This window comes from Microbacterium sp. NPDC055988, assembly GCF_042269505.1.
Lineage (GTDB): Bacteria > Actinomycetota > Actinomycetes > Actinomycetales > Microbacteriaceae > Microbacterium.
The window spans coordinates 70,658-88,362 of sequence record NZ_JBHJXY010000001.1 but is presented as its reverse complement, the minus strand read 5'-3'; the positions used below and the strand labels follow the sequence as shown (position 1 = coordinate 88,362).

The 17,705-nt window shown below is 67.8% G+C and carries 19 protein-coding genes and 2 tRNA genes; 15 read left to right on the top strand and 6 right to left on the bottom strand.

Annotated features, from left to right (window positions below; translation table 11 throughout):
• Positions 1-40 precede the first annotated feature (40 nt).
• The 7 genes from ACFC14_RS00485 to ACFC14_RS00455 all read left to right on the top strand — a co-directional run bounded on the left by ACFC14_RS00485 (position 41) and on the right by ACFC14_RS00455 (position 6,691).
• Positions 41-1,198: a DNA polymerase III subunit delta' gene (locus ACFC14_RS00485; protein WP_376100491.1), complete on the top strand. Its 1,158-nt coding sequence runs from the start codon at positions 41-43 to the stop codon at positions 1,196-1,198.
• Positions 1,195-2,751, top strand: a complete 1,557-nt coding sequence (locus ACFC14_RS00480) for an alpha/beta hydrolase (RefSeq protein WP_376100489.1) — start codon at positions 1,195-1,197, stop codon at positions 2,749-2,751. The genes ACFC14_RS00485 and ACFC14_RS00480 overlap by 4 nt, the downstream gene beginning before the upstream one ends.
• Before the next feature lie 69 nt (positions 2,752-2,820).
• Positions 2,821-2,896, top strand: a tRNA-Thr gene (locus tag ACFC14_RS00475).
• A 136-nt stretch (positions 2,897-3,032) separates the two neighbouring features.
• Positions 3,033-4,901, top strand: coding sequence for an alkyl/aryl-sulfatase (locus ACFC14_RS00470; RefSeq protein WP_376100487.1), 1,869 nt, complete (start codon positions 3,033-3,035; stop codon positions 4,899-4,901).
• 49 nt (positions 4,902-4,950) lie between these two features.
• Positions 4,951-5,532 (top strand): isochorismatase family protein, encoded by a 582-nt coding sequence (locus ACFC14_RS00465; RefSeq protein ID WP_376100485.1) that lies wholly within the window; start codon positions 4,951-4,953, stop codon positions 5,530-5,532.
• Positions 5,529-6,062 carry a DUF1697 domain-containing protein gene (locus ACFC14_RS00460; protein WP_376100483.1) on the top strand — a complete coding sequence of 178 codons (534 nt, stop codon included), beginning with the start codon at positions 5,529-5,531 and terminating at the stop codon, positions 6,060-6,062. The genes ACFC14_RS00465 and ACFC14_RS00460 overlap by 4 nt, the downstream gene beginning before the upstream one ends.
• Positions 6,059-6,691: a M23 family metallopeptidase gene (locus ACFC14_RS00455; protein ID WP_376100481.1), complete on the top strand. Its 633-nt coding sequence runs from the start codon at positions 6,059-6,061 to the stop codon at positions 6,689-6,691. The genes ACFC14_RS00460 and ACFC14_RS00455 overlap by 4 nt, the downstream gene beginning before the upstream one ends.
• Positions 6,692-6,694: 3 nt before the next feature.
• Here ACFC14_RS00455 and ACFC14_RS00450 read toward each other — a convergent pair whose 3' ends face one another.
• The gene (locus ACFC14_RS00450; protein WP_376100479.1) at positions 6,695-6,910 is read right to left on the bottom strand and encodes a hypothetical protein; all 216 of its coding nucleotides are present in this window, start codon (positions 6,908-6,910) and stop codon (positions 6,695-6,697) included.
• A gap of 25 nt (positions 6,911-6,935) precedes the next feature.
• On the opposite strand from ACFC14_RS00450, the gene ACFC14_RS00445 reads away from it, so the two are divergent.
• Both ACFC14_RS00445 and ACFC14_RS00440 read left to right on the top strand, forming a co-directional pair.
• Positions 6,936-7,451, top strand: a complete 516-nt coding sequence (locus tag ACFC14_RS00445) for a CGNR zinc finger domain-containing protein (protein ID WP_376100478.1) — start codon at positions 6,936-6,938, stop codon at positions 7,449-7,451.
• Between the two features lie 72 nt (positions 7,452-7,523).
• Positions 7,524-8,468 (top strand): DUF1254 domain-containing protein, encoded by a 945-nt coding sequence (locus tag ACFC14_RS00440; protein ID WP_376100476.1) that lies wholly within the window; start codon positions 7,524-7,526, stop codon positions 8,466-8,468.
• A gap of 8 nt (positions 8,469-8,476) precedes the next feature.
• On the opposite strand, the gene ACFC14_RS00435 is transcribed toward ACFC14_RS00440, so the two are convergent.
• Positions 8,477-9,022 carry a type 1 glutamine amidotransferase domain-containing protein gene (locus ACFC14_RS00435; protein WP_376100474.1) on the bottom strand — a complete coding sequence of 182 codons (546 nt, stop codon included), beginning with the start codon at positions 9,020-9,022 and terminating at the stop codon, positions 8,477-8,479.
• 174 nt (positions 9,023-9,196) lie between these two features.
• Here ACFC14_RS00435 and ACFC14_RS00430 point away from each other — a divergent pair, with 174 nt between their 5' ends.
• Positions 9,197-9,661: a hypothetical protein gene (locus ACFC14_RS00430; protein ID WP_376100472.1), complete on the top strand. Its 465-nt coding sequence runs from the start codon at positions 9,197-9,199 to the stop codon at positions 9,659-9,661.
• A gap of 28 nt (positions 9,662-9,689) precedes the next feature.
• Here ACFC14_RS00430 and ACFC14_RS00425 read toward each other — a convergent pair.
• Both ACFC14_RS00425 and ACFC14_RS00420 read right to left on the bottom strand, forming a co-directional pair.
• A tRNA-Lys gene (locus tag ACFC14_RS00425) sits at positions 9,690-9,762 on the bottom strand.
• A gap of 134 nt (positions 9,763-9,896) precedes the next feature.
• On the bottom strand, positions 9,897-10,559 hold the full coding sequence (locus ACFC14_RS00420; protein WP_376100469.1) for a fasciclin domain-containing protein: 663 nt from the start codon (positions 10,557-10,559) through the stop codon (positions 9,897-9,899).
• 164 nt (positions 10,560-10,723) lie between these two features.
• Here ACFC14_RS00420 and ACFC14_RS00415 point away from each other — a divergent pair, with 164 nt between their 5' ends.
• The 5 genes from ACFC14_RS00415 (at position 10,724) to ACFC14_RS00395 (ending at position 15,584) form a co-directional block, all read left to right on the top strand.
• Positions 10,724-12,436 (top strand): cytochrome c biogenesis protein DipZ, encoded by a 1,713-nt coding sequence (locus tag ACFC14_RS00415; RefSeq protein WP_376100466.1) that lies wholly within the window; start codon positions 10,724-10,726, stop codon positions 12,434-12,436.
• 31 nt (positions 12,437-12,467) lie between these two features.
• Positions 12,468-13,067 (top strand): ECF RNA polymerase sigma factor SigK, encoded by a 600-nt coding sequence (sigK, locus tag ACFC14_RS00410; RefSeq protein ID WP_376100463.1) that lies wholly within the window; start codon positions 12,468-12,470, stop codon positions 13,065-13,067.
• Positions 13,064-13,861 (top strand): anti-sigma factor domain-containing protein, encoded by a 798-nt coding sequence (locus ACFC14_RS00405; protein WP_376100460.1) that lies wholly within the window; start codon positions 13,064-13,066, stop codon positions 13,859-13,861. The genes sigK and ACFC14_RS00405 overlap by 4 nt, the downstream gene beginning before the upstream one ends.
• A 29-nt stretch (positions 13,862-13,890) precedes the next feature.
• Positions 13,891-14,520: a DNA-directed RNA polymerase subunit beta gene (locus ACFC14_RS00400; protein WP_376100457.1), complete on the top strand. Its 630-nt coding sequence runs from the start codon at positions 13,891-13,893 to the stop codon at positions 14,518-14,520.
• A gap of 179 nt (positions 14,521-14,699) precedes the next feature.
• Complete coding sequence (locus ACFC14_RS00395) at positions 14,700-15,584, top strand: aminodeoxychorismate lyase (RefSeq protein WP_376100454.1); 885 nt, start codon at positions 14,700-14,702, stop codon at positions 15,582-15,584.
• A 238-nt stretch (positions 15,585-15,822) separates the two neighbouring features.
• Here ACFC14_RS00395 and ACFC14_RS00390 read toward each other — a convergent pair whose 3' ends face one another.
• Together ACFC14_RS00390 and pstB are read right to left on the bottom strand one after the other, a co-directional pair.
• Positions 15,823-16,641 carry a DUF559 domain-containing protein gene (locus ACFC14_RS00390; RefSeq protein WP_376100451.1) on the bottom strand — a complete coding sequence of 273 codons (819 nt, stop codon included), beginning with the start codon at positions 16,639-16,641 and terminating at the stop codon, positions 15,823-15,825.
• Between the two features lie 277 nt (positions 16,642-16,918).
• Positions 16,919-17,698, bottom strand: coding sequence for a phosphate ABC transporter ATP-binding protein PstB (gene pstB, locus ACFC14_RS00385; protein WP_116635803.1), 780 nt, complete (start codon positions 17,696-17,698; stop codon positions 16,919-16,921).
• Positions 17,699-17,705: the final 7 nt, after the last annotated feature.

Sequence of the window (17,705 nt, the reverse complement as noted above, 5' to 3'; positions counted from 1 at the left end):
CGTGCCGTTCGGCGTCGGTGGTCGCGATTAGGCTGAGTGCATGCCTCCCACCGTTCCTGCTCCTTTCCCGTGGGCGGATGTGTGGGGGCAGGATGCCGCCGTCGACACGCTCCGTGCGGCCGCATCCGATCCGGCTGCGCTCTCGCACGCCTGGTTGATCACGGGCCCGCCCGGATCCGGCCGTTCGACTCTCGCGTACGCGTTCGCGGCGGCGCTGATCGCCGACCACGCGGACGATGAGGCGGTGATGCGGCAGGTCTTCGCGGGCACCCATCCAGATGTCACGGCGCTCCGCACCGACAAGGTCATCATCACGATCGCCGAGGCCCGCGCTCTCGTCGAGCGCTCCTACTTCGCACCCTCCGCCGGTCGATACCGCGTCATCGTGGTCGAAGACGCCGATCGCATGGTCGAACGCACCTCCAACGTGCTGCTGAAGGCCCTCGAGGAGCCGCCCGAGCAGACGGTGTGGATCCTGTGCGCGCCCAGCGAGGCCGACCTGCTGCCGACGATCCGCTCGCGGGTGCGCTCCCTGCGCCTGCGTGAGCCGGACGTCGCCGATGTGGCCAGGCTCATCAGCCTGCGCACGGGGGTCGACGAAGCCGTCGCCGAGCAGGCCGCTCGGCACGCGCAGCGCCACATCGGCATGGCGCAGCGTCTCGCCACCGATGACGCGGCGCGGCGTCGGCGCGACGAGACTCTTCGCGCGGTCATCGGCGTCCGCGGTGTCGGCGATGCGGTCGACGTGGCGGGACGGATCATCCAGGCCGCGACCGACGACGCGAAAGCGCTGACCGCGGAGCGCGACGCGCAGGAACGGGCTTCGCTCCTGCGCACGATCGGCATCGCCGAGGGGCAGGCCGTACCGCCGGCGCTGCGCACGCAGCTCGCGGCCCTCGAAGACGATCAGAAGAAGCGTGCCACGCGCAGTCTGCGTGACGGGATCGACCGCGTGCTGACCGACATGCAGTCGCTGTTCCGCGACGTCATCATGCTCCAGTTCAGCCGCGGAGACGACCTCATCAACAGCGAGCTGCGCTCCGAGCTGGAGGGCCTGGCATCGGCCTGGCCCGAGGCCCGTACCCTTGTCGTACTTGACCACCTTGCCGAGACGCGGCAGTCGCTGGAGCGCAACGTCGCTCCGCTGCTCGCACTGGAGAGCTTGCTCGTGACGATCACGAGCGGGAGGAAACCGTGAATCACCGATCGACTTCCCGCTTCCGTCGCGCCGCCGCGGTCATCGCCGGCATCGCAGCGGCATCCGTCGCCCTCTCGGGCTGCCTCTACGCGATGATCCCCGAGCAGTCCTCGCGGCCGGCGACCACCATCGTCCCCGACACCGAGGGTGTCGCCGAAGACCTGCTGCCCTTCTACTCGCAGGAGCTCGAGTGGACGGACTGCGGTCCCGGCTTCGACTGCACCGACGTGACGGCGCCGCTCGACTGGGAGAACCCGGGAGCCGGTGACATCAGCCTGTCGGTGATCCGGCACCGAGCGCAGGGGACCCCCGTCGGCTCCCTGTTGACGAACCCGGGCGGCCCCGGCTCGAGCGGTGTGGAGCTCGTCCAGAGCAGCCTCGACTTCGCCGTCGGGCCCGATCTCATCGAGAACTACGACGTGATCGGCTTCGACCCGCGCGGAGTCGGCGGCTCGACCGCGGTGACCTGCTACGACGCGTCCGAGATGGACGACTACCTCTACGGCATCCCCTCCGCAGCCCGCGGCACCGCCGAGTGGGAGGCCGAGCTGCTCGATGCGCACAAGTCGTTCGCCGAGGCGTGCGAGGCGAACAGTGAAGGCATCCTGCCCCACATCACCACGGTCAACTCCGCCCGCGACATGGACCTGATCCGCGCCGTGCTGGCCGACAAGCAGCTGAACTACCTCGGGTACTCCTACGGCACGTTCCTCGGCGCGACCTACGCCAAGCTGTACCCCGCGAAGGCCGGGCGCCTGGTGCTCGACGGTGCTATCGACCCCGCGGTTCCGGGGCTCGAGGTGGGCGCCACTCAGGCGCTGGGGTTCGAGTCGGCGCTGCGCGCCTACATGCAGAACTGTCTCGACTCGGGAAGCTGCCCCTTCAACGGAACGGTGGATGAGGCGATGGCCGACCTCGGGGCGCTGCTGGCGAGTGTCGATCGCACGCCGCTCGAGAACGGCGACGGACGCTTGATGGGAGCGGACTCCCTGCTGACGGCGATCATCGCCGCGCTGTACGCCCAGGAGAGTTGGGAGATCCTCACCCAGGCCCTCGACGAGGCGCTCCAGGGCGACCCGACCACCGCATTCCTGCTCGCCGACTTTTACAACAAGCGCGGCGACGACGGGGTCTACACCGACAATTCCACCGAGGCTTTCCGGGCATACAACTGCATGGACTACCCGGTCGAAGACGACCCGGCCGCCGAAGCCGCGACCGAGGCCAAGATCGCCGAGGGTGCTCCGACGATCGCCCCGTACTGGACCGGACCCGACTCCTGCGAGGTCTGGCCTTACCCGCCGACCGGCACGCGGGGGGAGATCACGGCTGAGGGCGCAGGCCCCATCCTCGTGATCGGCACGACGAACGATCCTGCAACGCCGTACGAGTGGTCCGAGTCGCTGGCCGACCAACTCGAAGAAGGCGTCCTCATCACTCGCGTCGGCGAGGGACATACCGGCTACAACAAGGGCAACGTGTGCGTGGACGACGCCGTCGAGGCGTTCCTGCTCGACGATGTGGTGCCCGAAGACGGCCTGCGCTGCGAGTGAAGCGGGCTCGATTCGCGAGCGAGCACGAGACAGGGTAATATCGGTGATCGCGCCGCTCACGCGTCGCACGCCGCTTTAGCTCAGTCGGCAGAGCATTTCACTCGTAATGAAAAGGTCGTCAGTTCGATTCTGACAAGCGGCTCCATCTAAGAAGGCCCTCGGTGATCCGGGGGCCTTCTGTTTTCTCCCCCGGGTGAGTCCTCGCCGAGGTCCTGGCTCATTGCGCTTCTCTGAACCAGACTCTTCGGTATGCACATGCACGCGAGAATCTGGAGGACAGCATGACTCAGAACGACGCATCGGATTCGATCCGGCGGCAGCAGGCGGAGCTTCGTCGCAACCTCCCCTTCGATGACGATCGCGATTTCGCGGCGGCGGCCCGCGGGTTCATCGGGACGCTGGATGACCCGGCGATCCGGAATGATGCGGGCGAGGTCGTCTGGGATGCATCCACCTACGACTTCCTGACCGGCGAGTCGCCGGACACCGTGAACCCCAGCCTGTGGCGCCAGAGCAGACTCGTCGCGAAACATGGCCTGTTCGAGGTCGTTCCCGGGCTCTATCAGATCCGAGGACTCGACCTGTCGGTGATGTCCTTCGTGGAAGGCGACACCGGCGTGGTCGCGATCGACCCGCTGATCTCGAAGGAGACCGCGGCGGCTGCTCTCGCGCTCTATCGGAGGCACCGCGGCGACCGACCGATCACGGCGGTCATCCACACGCATTCGCACATCGACCACTTCGGTGGCGTGCAGGGCATCGTTTCCCAGGAACAGGTGGATGCGGGGGTCGAGATCATCGTGCCCGAGGGCATGGTGGAACACGCTGTCGCGGAGAACGTATACGCGGGTACTGCCATGGGCCGTCGCGCCGGATACATGTACGGAGCGGCGCTCGCGCGAGGGCCGAAGGGGGCCGTCGGCGCAGGGCTCGGGCAGACGACGTCGACCGGGGAAGCAACGTTGCTGGCTCCGACTCTCGAGATCACGACGACCGGTCAGACGCACACCGTCGACGGGCTGGACATCGAGTTCCAGATGGCGCCGGGGACCGAGGCTCCGAGTGAGATGCACTTCTACTTCCCGCGGTACAAGGCGCTGTGCATGGCCGAGAATGCGACCCACACGCTGCACAACCTGCTGACGCTCAGAGGGGCCGTCGTGCGTGATCCGCACGTGTGGTCTCAGTACCTCACAGAGGCGATCGAGCGATTCGGCCCCGAGGCCGAGGTCGTCTTCACCTCGCACCACTGGCCGACGTGGGGGAACCGGGAGATCGTCGAGTTCCTGGGGCTGCAGCGCGATCTCTATGGCTACCTCCATGACCAGACGCTGCGCATGATCAACCAAGGGCTCCAGGGTGCCGAGATCGCGGAGCGGATCGAGCTGCCGCCCGTGCTCGAGAACTCCTGGCATGCCCGGGGTTACTACGGGTCGGTGAGCCACAACGTCAAGGCGATCTACCAGCGATACATGGGCTGGTTCGACGGCAATCCGGCGCGGCTCTGGCCGCACCCGCCGAAGGAGCAGGCCGACCGCTACGTCGAAGCCCTCGGCGGCATCGATCGTGTCGTCGAACTGGCGGGCGCCGCGTTCGACTCCGGGGACTACCGATGGGCGGCGACCCTGCTCGATCATGGCGTCTTCGCCGATCCCTCGAATGCGGCCGTGACGTCGCTCTACGCCGACACGCTGGAGCAGCTCGGCTACGGGGCCGAGAACGGCACCTGGCGCAACTTCTTCCTCTCCGGGGCCACTGAGCTCCGCGAGGGGAACTTCGGAACGCCCACGGTGACCACTGCCCCCGCGATCCGGGCCCAGCTCACCCCGGAGCAGCTGTTCGATGCTCTCGCCATCACCGTCGACGGGCCTCGGGCGTGGGATCTTGATCTCGCGATCGATGTCACTCTCACAGATCTTGCTCGGAGCTTCCATCTCACCCTCCGCAACGGAGTCCTCGTCTACGTCGAGAGATCACCGGCCGAGGACACAGCGCTGCATCTGAAGCTCACGAAGGCGCGGCTCATCGCGCTGGCCGGCGGCGACGTCGACTCGGACGGAGTGGAGACGCGAGGCGACATCGGTGTGCTGCGGCAGATCCTCGGCGTCCTCAGCCCCGGCGATCCCGCGTTCGAGATCGTCCTGCCCTGAGGTCGGCGGTCACGGGGCCTTTCCCGTTCCTCCGGCGTACCCTCGAAGCATGAGCAGAGCGCTTCTCATCGTCGATGTCCAGAACGATTTCACCGAGGGCGGGGCACTCGCGGTCGCGGGCGGTGATGCGGTCGCGGCCGCTGTCACGGGGTTCCTCGCCGCGCATTCCTCCGACTACGCAGTGATCATCGCCTCGCGGGACTGGCACGACGCGGACGGCGACAACGGCGGGCACTTCGCCGAGGCCCCCGACTTCGTCGACTCGTGGCCGGTGCACTGCGTCGCCGGCACCGAAGGCGCGGAGTACGACCCGCTCCTGGTGACGGATGCCGTGACGCACCACGTCCGCAAGGGGCAGGGCAAGCCGGCGTATTCGATGTTCGAGGGACAGACGGAGGCGGGGGAGACCGTCGGCGCCCTGCTGACTGCCGCGGGAGTGCTCAGCGCCGATGTGGTCGGCATCGCCACCGACCATTGCGTGCGCGCGTCTGCACTGGATGCGATCGCACACGGCGTGCGCGTCCGAATCCTGACCGATCTCATCGCCGGGGTTGCTCCGGAACCGAGCGAAGCGGCCCTCGCCGAACTCGTGCACGCGGGAGCAGAACTGGTCGAGAGCGCCGACGCGTGAGCCGCAGCGTCCTGCTGCTCCGAGCCGTGAACGTCAGTGGGCGCAACAGCGTTCCGATGGTGCGGTTGCGGGAGGTTCTGGCGACCGAGACCGAACTCGCCGACGTGTCGACCTACATCGCGAGTGGCAACATCATCTGCGCGACCCCGAAGAACCCGGATGCCGCATGCGCGGCCGTGCGCGCCGCGATCCAGGAGGAGTTCGGGGTCGACACCCCGGTCATCCATCGCACGCATGCGCAGTTGGTCGCGTCGGAGTCCGCCCAGCCGTTCCCCGAGGGTGACGTGAAGTTCGTGCACGCGATGTTCCTCGAGGGGCCGCCGTCCGACGGAGCGGTCGAGGAGTTGGAGAAGCGACTCCTGCCCGAGGAGCGTCTCGCACTGATCGGGAACGACCTGTGGATCGACTACGGAAGCGGCGGTGTGCACTCCACCAAACTCACCAAGGCCGTGCTCGATCGCGCACTGGGCGTCGCCGGGACCGCCCGAAATCTCCGCACGACACGGAAACTCATCGAGCTGACGGCGTGACCGCACCGGATGCCGTCGAGCTGGCCCTGCCGTTCACCGGGCGGTGGCTGGTTCAGAACAGTCCCGCATCCCGCGTTCCGAGCCACGGCACGGAATTGTTCGGCACATCGCACGCGATCGACTTCGTGCCTATCGGACCGGAGGGGCGCAGTGCGCCCCGCACCGTTGCGAGTCTGATCGGCACGGAGGCTCCGGAATCATTCGCGGGGTTCGGCCGCCCGATTCTCAGCCCGGTGGAGGGCGAGGTCGTGGCCCTCCACGACGGCGAGATCGACCACGTCGCGCGTCGCTCCCCGCTGTCGCTGATCGGGTACGCGCTCACTCAGTCGTCGCGCATCCGCGGGGGTGCTCCGGCGATCGCCGGAAATCACGTGGTCGTCCGCGTGGGCGGCGGACTCGTGCTTCTCGCCCATCTGCGCAGGGGGAGCATCCGCGTGAGGCAGGGGCAGAACGTGGCGATCGGCGAGCAGCTGGGCGAGTGCGGGAACTCGGGCAACAGCACCGAACCGCACGTGCACGTTCAGGTGTCCGACTCGCTCGGGCGCGAAGCCCGTGGCATTCCGATCCTGTTCGCTCGGCTCGGCGGTGGCCGGTGGGTTCCGCGGAACGGCGAGATCGTCGAAGCCTGAGTCTCAGCCCCGGACCGCGCCCGCCTCCGTGCTCAGCGCGGCCGGCGGCGTGTGCGGGTGCGACTGCAGGTCGACGCGGCGCGTGCCGCAGTCCCCGCACCGCACGTAGAGGACGACGCCCTCGCTCGTCGGATGCCGGGACTCGACGAGCCATGCATGCTCGTGCGTCTCTGCGGGGGGTCGGACGCGGGGGATCGGGAGCGTGTTCTGTGAGATCATGCATCCAGCGTGATGTAATGGTCTTATGCATCTCAACCCTTACGGCGAATACGCGGTGCTGCTGGCCGCCTCGCTGGCCAACGACTGGCCGGCCGATCGTGCCGGGATCGAGGAGCGCACCCTCGAACTGGGCATGACCCAGACCTTCCCGCCGGCCGTCGACGACCACGAGCAGGTCAGGGTGGTCATCGACGATTGGCTCAGGATCGTCGACGAGCCGGACCCCGATGCCCGTGCGCAGCTGCTGAACGCCCAGCTCGCGGCCGCGGCCGCCTATCCACGGCTCACGAACCACGACGGTGAGGGCTGGCACCTGCATTACCGTGACGACGTGCCGTCGCTGCCGTACGTGCTGCGGGCGATCATCAGCCTCGGCACATCGCTCCACCTCGTCACGCGGGGGATGAGCAGGCTCGGGAGGTGCCAGGCGGAGCCGTGCACGAACGTCGTCGCCGACGTGACCCGCAACGGTCGTCAGCGCTTCTGCTCCGTGCGCTGTGCGAACCGCGCCGCCGTGCGGCGCCATCGGGCCCGCGTCTGAGGGATCGAGACTTTCGGCCACACCGCGCGGCCGCGTCCTCTGCCAGGATTGCCGGAAAGACGAGGAGACGATGTGACCGACGTGATCGTGAATGTGGACAACTTCGCCCGCGCGGAGACCGACGCGATGATCAGCCGCATGCTGCAGCTATCCGGAGCGGTGAACGAGATCTATCACGATCGGCAGCTCGCCCCGCTCGAGAACCAGCCCGTGATCCGGCAGAACCGCGACACCCTGTACTCGTTCGCGATCGTCGACATCTCCCAGGGGGCGCGGTTCACGCTTCCGCCGGTCGGCGACCGGTACGTCTCGGTCATGGTCATCAACCAGGACCACTACATCAATCGAGTGCTGCACGAGTCGGGAACGTACGACCTGACGACGGAGGAGTTCGGCTCCGACTTCGTGGTCGTCGCCGCGCGAACCCTGTTCGATCCGTCCGATCTCGATGACATCGCCGAGGTCCACGCCATCCAGGATGGGATGCACCTCGAAGCCGCGTCGGCGAGGCCTTTCACGTCGTCGGGCTTCGACGCGAACACGCACAAGACGACGCGGGATCTACTGCTGGCGCTGGCGCGGGGTCTTCCCGGGTACTCGAAGAGCTTCGGGAGCGTCGATCAGGTCGACCCCGTGCACCACCTCCTGGGAACGGCGTCCGGCTGGGGCGGTCTGCCCGACGACGAGGCTCAGTACGTATCCGTGTTTCCGGACCTCCCGCCGGGGCGGTACCGGATCACCCTTCGCGACGTGCCGGCGGACGCGTTCTACTCCGTCAGCGTCTACAACGGCGACGGCTATTTCGAGCCCGGACCTTCGGGTGCCACCAACGTCAACGACGTGTTCGGAGTGAAGGACCCGGATGGGGGTCTGACCGTCTGGCTCGGAGACTTCGACGACGACCGTCCCAACCAGGTCCCTACGCCGGAGGGGTGGAATCTGCTGATCCGTCTGTACCGGCCGCGGCTCGACGAGCTGTCGGGTTGGACTCCGCCCACCGTGGAGCCGGCTGACTGAGAGCCCCGTCAGGCGGTCTGCCCGGAGTGCTTCCCCTCGCCGATCTCCTCGACGAGCTTCGCGTTGAAGGCGGGCAGGTCGTCAGGCGTGCGGCTGGAGACGAGGCCCTCGTCGACCACGACCTCTTCGTCCACCCAGGTCGCCCCGGCGTTGCGGAGATCCGTCGTCAGGCTCGGGTAGCTGGTGAGCGTCCGCCCGTCCACGACCCCTGCCTCGATGAGGATCCAGGCGCCGTGGCAGATCACACCCACCGGCTTGTGCTGCTCGAAGAAGGCCCGCGCCAGGGCGATCGACGGCTTGTCGAGGCGCAGGTGGTCGGCGTTCACGACGCCGCCGGGCAGTACGAGCGCATCGAACTGATCGGCCGTCGTCTCGGAGGCGAGCAGATCGACGGCCTGCTCATGACCGTTCTTCCCGGTGATCGCGGCGCCGTCGGGAGCGATCAGCGTCGCGCTGGCTCCCTCGGCCGTCACCGCATCCCACGGGCTGGTGAGCTCGCTGTCCTCGAATCCGTCCGTCGCCAGAAATGCCACTCGGTTGCCGGTGAGAGCCATGGTTCGTCGTCCTTTCGTGGAGGGTCGTCCGCGGATCGCGGATGAGTCGACCCTCTCCCGGACGCTTCGAAGTGTGAAGGGGGTGGCCGCGATGTAGAGCCGGTGATACAGGAGAAGCCCTCGTCTCCGGAGCGCTCCCGTCGCATTCCGCTGCTCCGGCAGTAGCATCCAGACATGCGCGTTCGTCCTGCTCTCGTCCTCCTGCCGATGCTCGTTCTGCTCGCGGCCTGCGCCCCTGAGCCGGCCCCGAGCCCGTCGCCGTCGGCATCGGAGACATCCGGCACGGAGTCGCCGACTCCCTCGCCGTCGCAGACGGCCACGCCGACGCCGGACCCGACGGAGGCCGCCTCGGAGTTCACCGGATCCCAGCTCGTGAAACTCTGCACCGAGCGGACGCGCAGCCTCGCGCCGGACGCGACCTACTTCGCCGACATGGCGACCACCGAGTGGCTGGGGGAGAAGTCGCTCTGGTTCGTGGTCATCCCCAAGACGCTGGACGACCAGGACACCGTCGCGGTGTGCGCGATCGGCGGCACCCCGAAAGCCCCGACATTCGAACTCGAAGGCGAGTCCCTGCCCAGTGGGGTGGCCGACATCCGCGAGGAACTGCTGGCGGGCACACACGACGGCGAATCCTGAGAGGGATGCCGAGGTGCGGCCTTCACGGTGGGCCCCGTGGGGCTCGAACCCACGACCCGCGGATTAAAAGTCCGATGCTCTGCCAACTGAGCTAGAGGCCCCTCCTCAAAGTCTAGTGCGCACGACGAGGGGCCGTCGGCGACAGAACGTCGCCGACGGCCCCTTTTCCTTCCCGGGTGGCTCCCCCTACCCCGGGAAGGTCGTCGGCCGGGTCCTCCTCCCGGCCATCCCGTGCTTAGGAAGCCGGGGGCATCAGGACCGTGTCGATCAGGTACACGGTCGCGTTCGCGGTCTGGACTCCACCGCAGACGACCTTGGCGTCGTTGACCATCCACTCGTCGCCGCTGCCGGTGACCTCGACGTCGGCACCCTGCACGGTCGTGTGCATGCCCTCGATGTCGGCCGGCTCGATCTGGCCGGGGACCACGTGGTACGTCAGGATCGAGCTCAGCGTCTCGCTGTCGGTCTTGAGCGCCTCGATCGTGGCGGGGTCGATCTTCGCGAACGCGTCATCCACCGGTGCGAACACGGTGAACTCGTCTCCGTTGAGCGTGTCGACGAGGTTCACATCGGGGTTGAGCTGTCCGCTCACTGCGGCGACCAGGGTGGTCAGCATCGGGTTGTTGGATGCGGCGACGGCGACCGGGTCCTGGGACATGCCCTGGATCGAGCCTGCGCCCTCCGGAACGGCTTCCGCGTAGGCGGCGCAACCGGGGCCGACCAGGTTCGCGGCCGGGTCCATCTCCTCCATAGGCGTCGACTCCGACGTCTCCGGAGTCTTGGGCTCGGTGGACTCCTCCGTGGTGCTGCCGCTGCCCATCGAACAGGCGGAGAGCAGGAACGCGCTCGCCAGGCCGAGGGTGATGGCTGCGGTGACCTTCTTCTTGGTGCTGAACATGTCGAGCTCCTTCAGAACTGAGCCACGGCCTCTCCGTGGCGTCGAGGGCTGTTCGGAGCACCTTCGAGATCGGATGGGAGAAATCTCAGAAATCTCTCAGATCGACCGAATCCAATCCGTTGTCGTCCCCGGAGCGAACAGCTCCCGACAGAAGTGGGGACCTCATGGACCTGATCATCATCGGCCTGCTCGGCGGGCTCATCACCGGTATCTCGCCGTGCATCCTGCCCGTGCTGCCCGTGATCTTCCTCACCGGGGGCGCGCAGTCGGCGCGCTACGAAGACGAGGTGGTGCCCGCCAAGCGGAGCCGCCCCTACTTCGTGATCGCCGGACTGGTCCTGAGCTTCACGCTCGTCACCCTCGGCGGCTCGCTCCTGCTCGGCCTGCTGAACCTGCCGCAGGACATCATCCGATGGGTCGGCATCGCGGTGCTGATCATCATCGGCGTAGGCCTGATCGTGCCGCGGTTCCAGCACATCCTCGAGCGGCCGTTCCAGCGGTTCGGCCAGCGCGAGGTGAAGAACCGGGGGAGTGGCTTCGGGGTCGGCCTCGCGCTCGGTGCAGTGTTCGTGCCCTGCGCCGGACCCGTGCTCGCCGCCATCATCGTCGCGGGCTCCACCGGGCAGATCGGCATCGGCACCGTGCTCCTCACCGTGTCGTTCTCGATCGGTGTGGCTGTGCCGCTGCTGATCTTCGCGCTCGCCGGTCGCAGCGTCGTCGAGCGCATCCGCTCGTTCCGCTCGAAGGAGCGTGGACTGCGCATCGCCGCGGGTGTCGCGATGATCGCGCTCGCCGTCGGCCTCGTGTTCAACGTGCCCCAGGCCCTGCAACGTCTGCTCCCGGACTACACCGCGCCCCTGCAGGAGCAGATCGCCGACTCGGACCAGGTGAAGGACGCCCTCGATCTCGGCGGACTCGTCAACGACGAGAACAAAGACCTCGACAAGTGCACCAACGGCGCGGAAGAGCTGGAATCGTGCGGCACGGCCCCGTCGATCAAGGGCATCCAGGAGTGGCAGAACACGCCGAACGGCGAGGCCCTCGACCTGAAGGATCTGCGCGGCCAAGTGGTGCTGATCGACTTCTGGGCGTACTCGTGCATCAACTGCCAGCGCTCTCTTCCGCATGTCGTGGCCTGGGATGAGACGTACCGCGATGCGGGTCTCCAGGTGATCGGCATCCACTCTCCGGAGTACGCCTTCGAGAAGGATCCGGGCAACGTGGCAGCCGGTGCCCGTGACTTCGGCATCGAGTACCCCGTCGCGCTGGACAACAACCTGTCGACGTGGACGAACTACCGCAACCGCTACTGGCCCGCCCATTACCTGATCGATGCCGAGGGAACCGTGCGTCACATCTCGTTCGGCGAGGGCAACTACGCCGCGACCGAATCGATGATCCGCGAGCTGCTGAAGGACGCGGACCCCTCCGTCGACCTGCCCGCCGCGACGGACGTCGAGGATGACACGCCCGATGTGGGCTCGACGACGAGGGAGACCTTCCTCGGCTCGTCGAAAGACGTGAACTACGGCGGCGACGGCGACTACCGCGCCGGGACGAATGCGTACACGACCCCGAAGGATCAGCCGGCCGACAGCTTCGCGCTCGAGGGGGACTGGACGATCGAGACGCAGTTCGCGACGCCCGAGGGCGACGACGGCCGGATCAGCCTCAAGTATCACGCCGCCGAGGTGCGGGTCGTGGTCGCCGGAAGCGGCGACATCGAGCTCCGCCGCGACGACGGCTCGACGGAGACCATCGCCGTCGACGGGACTCCGCGCTCCTACGAGCTGCTGAAGCAGGGCGACATCGCCGAAGGCACCCTCACGCTCGACGTCCCGCCGGGGATCCAGGTCTATTCCTTCACATTCGGGTGACGTCTGCGCGGGTAAGGAGAGGAGATGCGGCATGCTTGTGGAGATGGTCATCGACGGAATGGACGTCCCGGAGGACGGTGCGACGCAGGATGCCGTCGGCGACCTCATCGTGCGCGTCGCCGACGGTGATCAGGCTGCGTTCGCGGCGCTCTACGACGCCCTCTCCTCCCGCGCCTTCGGGCTGATCCTCCGCGTGCTGGTGAACCGGGCGCAGAGCGAGGAAGTCCTGCAGGAGGTCTTCCTGGAGATCTGGCAATCCGCTTCCCGCTTCGCTCCGAACAGAGGTCAAGGACGAACGTGGGTCATGACGATCGCACATCGTCGGGCCGTCGACCGGGTGCGGGCATCGCAGTCGAGCGCCGACCGCGATGTGCGGGCCGGGTTCAAGGACATCGGAGTGGCACACGACAGCGTGGCAGAGCAGGTGGAGTTGGGGATCGAAGGCGAGAAGGTCGTCGACGCTCTCTCGGGGCTTCCTGAGGTGCAGCGCGAGGCACTCGTCCTCGCCTACTACGGCGGTTACAGTCAGAACGAGATCGCGGCCCTGGTGGGCGCGCCGCTGGGGACGATCAAGACACGGATGCGAGACGGCCTGACGCGTCTGCGCACGGCGATGGGGGTGACGGCATGAACGAGAACGAATTCGCAGAGCTCGCGGCAGGTGCCGCCCTGCACGCACTTTCGGCAGAAGACGAGCGCCGTTTCCGTGATGCGCTCGCGGCACACCCCGAGTGGCAGACCATCGTCGAGTCGGATGCCGCTGCGGCCGGTCTGCTCGCCGAGACAGCCGCGACGGTCGATCCACCCGCGAGCATCCGATCGGCTCTGCTCGCGCAGATCGCCATGACGCCGCAGGGGAGCGCACCGGACGCAGACGAGCCGCGTGCGGCCGCTCCTGCACCGGAACCCGCGGCCGAGAGTCCTGCGGCGGAAAAGTCCGTCGCCGAGGTTCCGACGCGGAAGCCGCGCCGTTGGGGTCGCGCGGTCTTCGCGTTGGCTGCATGCCTGGCGGTCCTCGTCGGTGTCGGCGTCGGCGCGGTCGCCCTGAACCAGCAGCTCAACCGCCCCGCGAGCGTCGTCGCACTGCAGGAGATCGAAGCGGCCGGAGACGCCGAGCAGGCGACGGTCGAGCTCGATGACGGCGGGACGGCGACGGCGCACTGGTCGGGCTCGGTCGGAAAGGCCGTGCTCGTGGCCGACGGGCTTCCGAGTCCGGGGGAGGGCGAGACCTACGAACTCTGGTTCGTGCGCGGTGACGCTCCCGTCTCGGCAGGCGTGTTCGATGTGGACAGCGGAGAAGCGACCGCCCTGCTCGACGGCGACATGCAGGCGGGCGATGCGATCGCGGTCACGGTCGAGCAGGCCGGCGGATCGCCGACGGGACAGCCGACGTCCGACCCGGTGATCGTCATCCCCACGGCCTGAACGCCGCTGATCGCGCGTACCCTGGAGGGATGCCCGAGCAGCACCACCGCCCTGTGCGTCGACCGACCTCCTCCTTCGACAACATCGTCGGCGCGCACGATCCCGCCGAGGAGACCCGGGTCGCGCACGCCACGGCATCCGCTCTGCTGACCCGCGTGCGCGCGGACGAGAGCGGCGCCAGCGCGGAGCGGCTCGTCGCTTTCACCTCCGAGCACGGCATCGACGAGATCGCGGAGCTCTGGTCCAAGGCGCCATCTCGCACGCTTCCCGGGGCTCTGTGGCGCCTGTACGTGCTGCAGCTGGCGATCCACGCCGACTCCCGCACAGCGGCGCTGCTATACGACCGCGGGCGGGTGGAGCTGGCTTCGGCCGACGTCGTGATCGCCGGAGCCCCGGTGCCGGCGAGCCCGGACGAGCTCGTCGCGCTCATCGACACGATTCTGCGCGGGGCGTTCCGCGGTGACTTCGCCGTCGCTCTCGACCGCGCCGCCGCGTTCTGTCGCGTGCAGGCATCGGGAGCGACCCACACCGCCGATGACTACGAGGCGACCGAACCGGCGCGGGCCAGCGAGCTGACCTCGCGAGCGCTGCGACTGAGCAGCTACGCGCAGGATCTGGCGGCCGCCGCCGTGCTGTGGCGCACGGGCGCACTGAGCTGAGATCGGCATCTGCTCGGCCGGGCAGAAAGCAACCGGGCAAGAAAAGACCGAGCCGCAAAAACGCCTCTCGGCGGAAGGCCGCTCGTAGCGGCGAAAAATGGAGCCCGGGGTTATGCGGCCCGGCCGTTCAATTGTAACGCGATGCGGCCATGGGTATTCCCGCCCTCTAGGCTCGGATCATGACCGGGCGTTTCGCACTCATGATCGATCCCGTGGCCGCCGAGGAGCCGCGCTCCGACTATGCCGACACGTTCACCCAGGTGGATGCTGCCGCTCCCGCGCTCAGTGTGGGGGAGCTGAGCACGCAGCGCGGTGACGGCGTGTTCGAGTCGATCGGTGTGGTCGACGGCCACGCGCAGGAGGTCGTCCCGCACCTCGAGCGTCTCGCGCACTCGGCACGCCTGTGCGACCTGCCGGTGCCGAACCTCGCGCAATGGCGTCAGGCCATCGACCGAGCGGCTGCACAACTGGGTGCGGGGGAATCGGTGATCAAGCTCATCCTCAGCCGGGGCGTCGAGCACGGGCCCACACCGACGGCATGGGTGACGGCGGCGCCGGCATCCGATTTCTCCGCTGTGCGCGAGAACGGCGTGCGCGTGGTCACCCTCGACCGCGGGTACGACCTGGGTGCGGCCGAGCGGGCGCCGTGGCTGCTGCTGGGAGCGAAGACGCTGTCGTACGCGGTGAACATGGCTGCACTGCGGGAGGCCCGACGGCGCGGCGCGGATGATGCGATCTTCCTGTCGAGCGACGGCTTCGTGCTGGAGGCTCCGACGGCTTCGCTGATCCTCCGATTCGGTGATCGCTTCGTCACGCCCGCTCCCAACGGTGGCATCCTCCACGGTACGACGCAGCTCAGCGTGTACGAGCATCTCGCCGGCCAGGGTTTCGAGGTCGGATACGACCGCATCCCGGCGACGGATCTGCCGCGGGCGGATGCCGCGTGGCTGGTGTCGAGCGTCCGCCTCGCCGCGGCCATCACGGCTGTGGACGACGTCTCTCTCCCGGTCGACCACGCCTTCACCGCGGATCTGAACCGCTACCTCCTCTCCCCGCGCGACTGACCCCGGTCCCCTCCCCACCCGCCCCGTCCGCCCCACCCCCTCGTCCACCCCACCCGCCCCACCCCCTCGTCCACCCCCTCCGCCCCACCCCCTCCGCCCCACCCCCTCTGCGACACCCCCTCTGCGACACAACTTCGGAGATCGTCGCCGACGCGCCGAGGATTGGCTCCAGCCAACGGGGTGTCGGCCACGAGATCCGAAGTTGTGTCGCCGGACGGATGCCGCGGGAGGGGTCGTGTCAGCGGCGCTGCCGCAGGGTCTCGACGATCGCGCGCTCGACGAGATCCCAATCGTGCACGATCATCGCGTAGTCGAATCGCAGAGTCGCGTGCCCCCACGCGGCGGCGTTGGCATCTCGGACCAAGTCCTTGTGACGGAGGGAGCGAGGATCGTGATTCGCCCGGCCATCTGCTTCGACGATGAGCCAATCCCCGATGAGGAGGTCCACACGACCCGTACCGACGATCCACACCTGGGTGCGGACATTCCAACCGTATGCGCGCAGCCTCAGCCGAAGCAGCGACTCCAATCCGCTGTCCGAGTCCGTGCGAGAGAACGCCACCAGATCTCGGCCTTTCCTTCCCAGCGCCTGTCGCAGCCACCGCAGACCGGACGCGTCGATCAGACCTTGCCGCCGCGCGGACTCAAGCGCGACGAAGAAGCGCTCTCCGCCGCGACATCGGAAGATCTGCCACAGTACTCGCGGGACCGAAGGGAGCGCGAACGCCGATGCGTGCGGAGCGTCGTCCCAATGCGCGATGCAGGAACACGGTTCGTCGCCGTGCGCGTACTGATGGCGGTCGCCGTACATCCAGACATGCAGCTGCGGGGAATCGAGTACCCAGAGTCCAAGGTGCCGCGCGGCCGACTCGCAGCCGATCACACCGCCGTGAGCCGCAGCGTCGAGAACATCCTGGCACGCGTCAGAACTCGCGTAGACGCCACGGCGCAGGTGGATGAGGTGGCCGTCCCGAGCGAGGCGCGCTATCTCCGCGCGCCGCATCCGCCGACGCAGCGTGCCGTACATCCACACCTGATCACCCGCAGCACCGCACATGCTTCGAGAGTGCCCCGCTCGCGGTTCGCATCATGACCCCGGCCCCGCAACGCGGGGAGATCACGGGCGACTCGCTGCCTGTGCAGGAAGGTTCATGCAGGAGCACAACTTCGGAGATCGCGCACGACACCCCGGAGAGCGGATGCTCGCATCGGCGTGTCATCGTCCGATCTCCGAAGCTGTGCCGGCGGACATGCAGGAAGGGCCCGGATGCCGCGGCGCCCGAGCCCTTCAGCGGCAGTGGCAGTAGCAGAAGGCAGTGGCAGTGAACCTCAGCTCAACCGAAGCGGCCGGAGACGTAGTCCTCGGTGGCTTGCACGGACGGGGTCGTGAAGATGCTCGTGGTGTCGTCGTACTCGATGAGCTTCCCCGGCTTGCCCGTGCCGGCGATGTTGAAGAAGGCCGTCTTGTCGGACACGCGCGACGCCTGCTGCATGTTGTGCGTGACGATCACGATCGTGAACTCGTTCTTGAGCTCGCCGATCAGCTCCTCGATCGCGTAGGTCGAGATCGGGTCGAGGGCCGAGCACGGCTCGTCCATCAGCAGCACCTCGGGTGACACGGCGATCGCGCGTGCGATGCAGAGACGCTGCTGCTGTCCGCCCGACAGGCCGGAGCCGGGGCGGTCGAGGCGGTCCTTGACCTCGTTCCACAGGTTCGCACCGGTGAGCGACTTCTCCACCAGGGCGTCCTGATCGCTCTTGGACATGCGCGAGTTGTTGAGCTTCACGCCTGCGAGCACGTTCTCCTTGATGGACATCGTGGGGAACGGGTTCGGCCGTTGGAAGACCATGCCGACCTGACGGCGCACGAGCACCGGGTCGACGCCCGGACCATAGAGGTCCTTGCCGTCGAGCAGCACCTCGCCTTCGACGCGTGCGCCGGGGATGACCTCGTGCATGCGGTTCAGGGTGCGCAGGAACGTGGACTTGCCGCAGCCCGAGGGGCCGATGAAGGCGGTGACGCTCCGCGGCTGGATGTCGAGGGAGACGCCCTCCACCGCGAGGAAGCTGCTGTAGTAGACGTTGAGGTCGTTGACTTCGATGCTCTTGGACACGTGTATT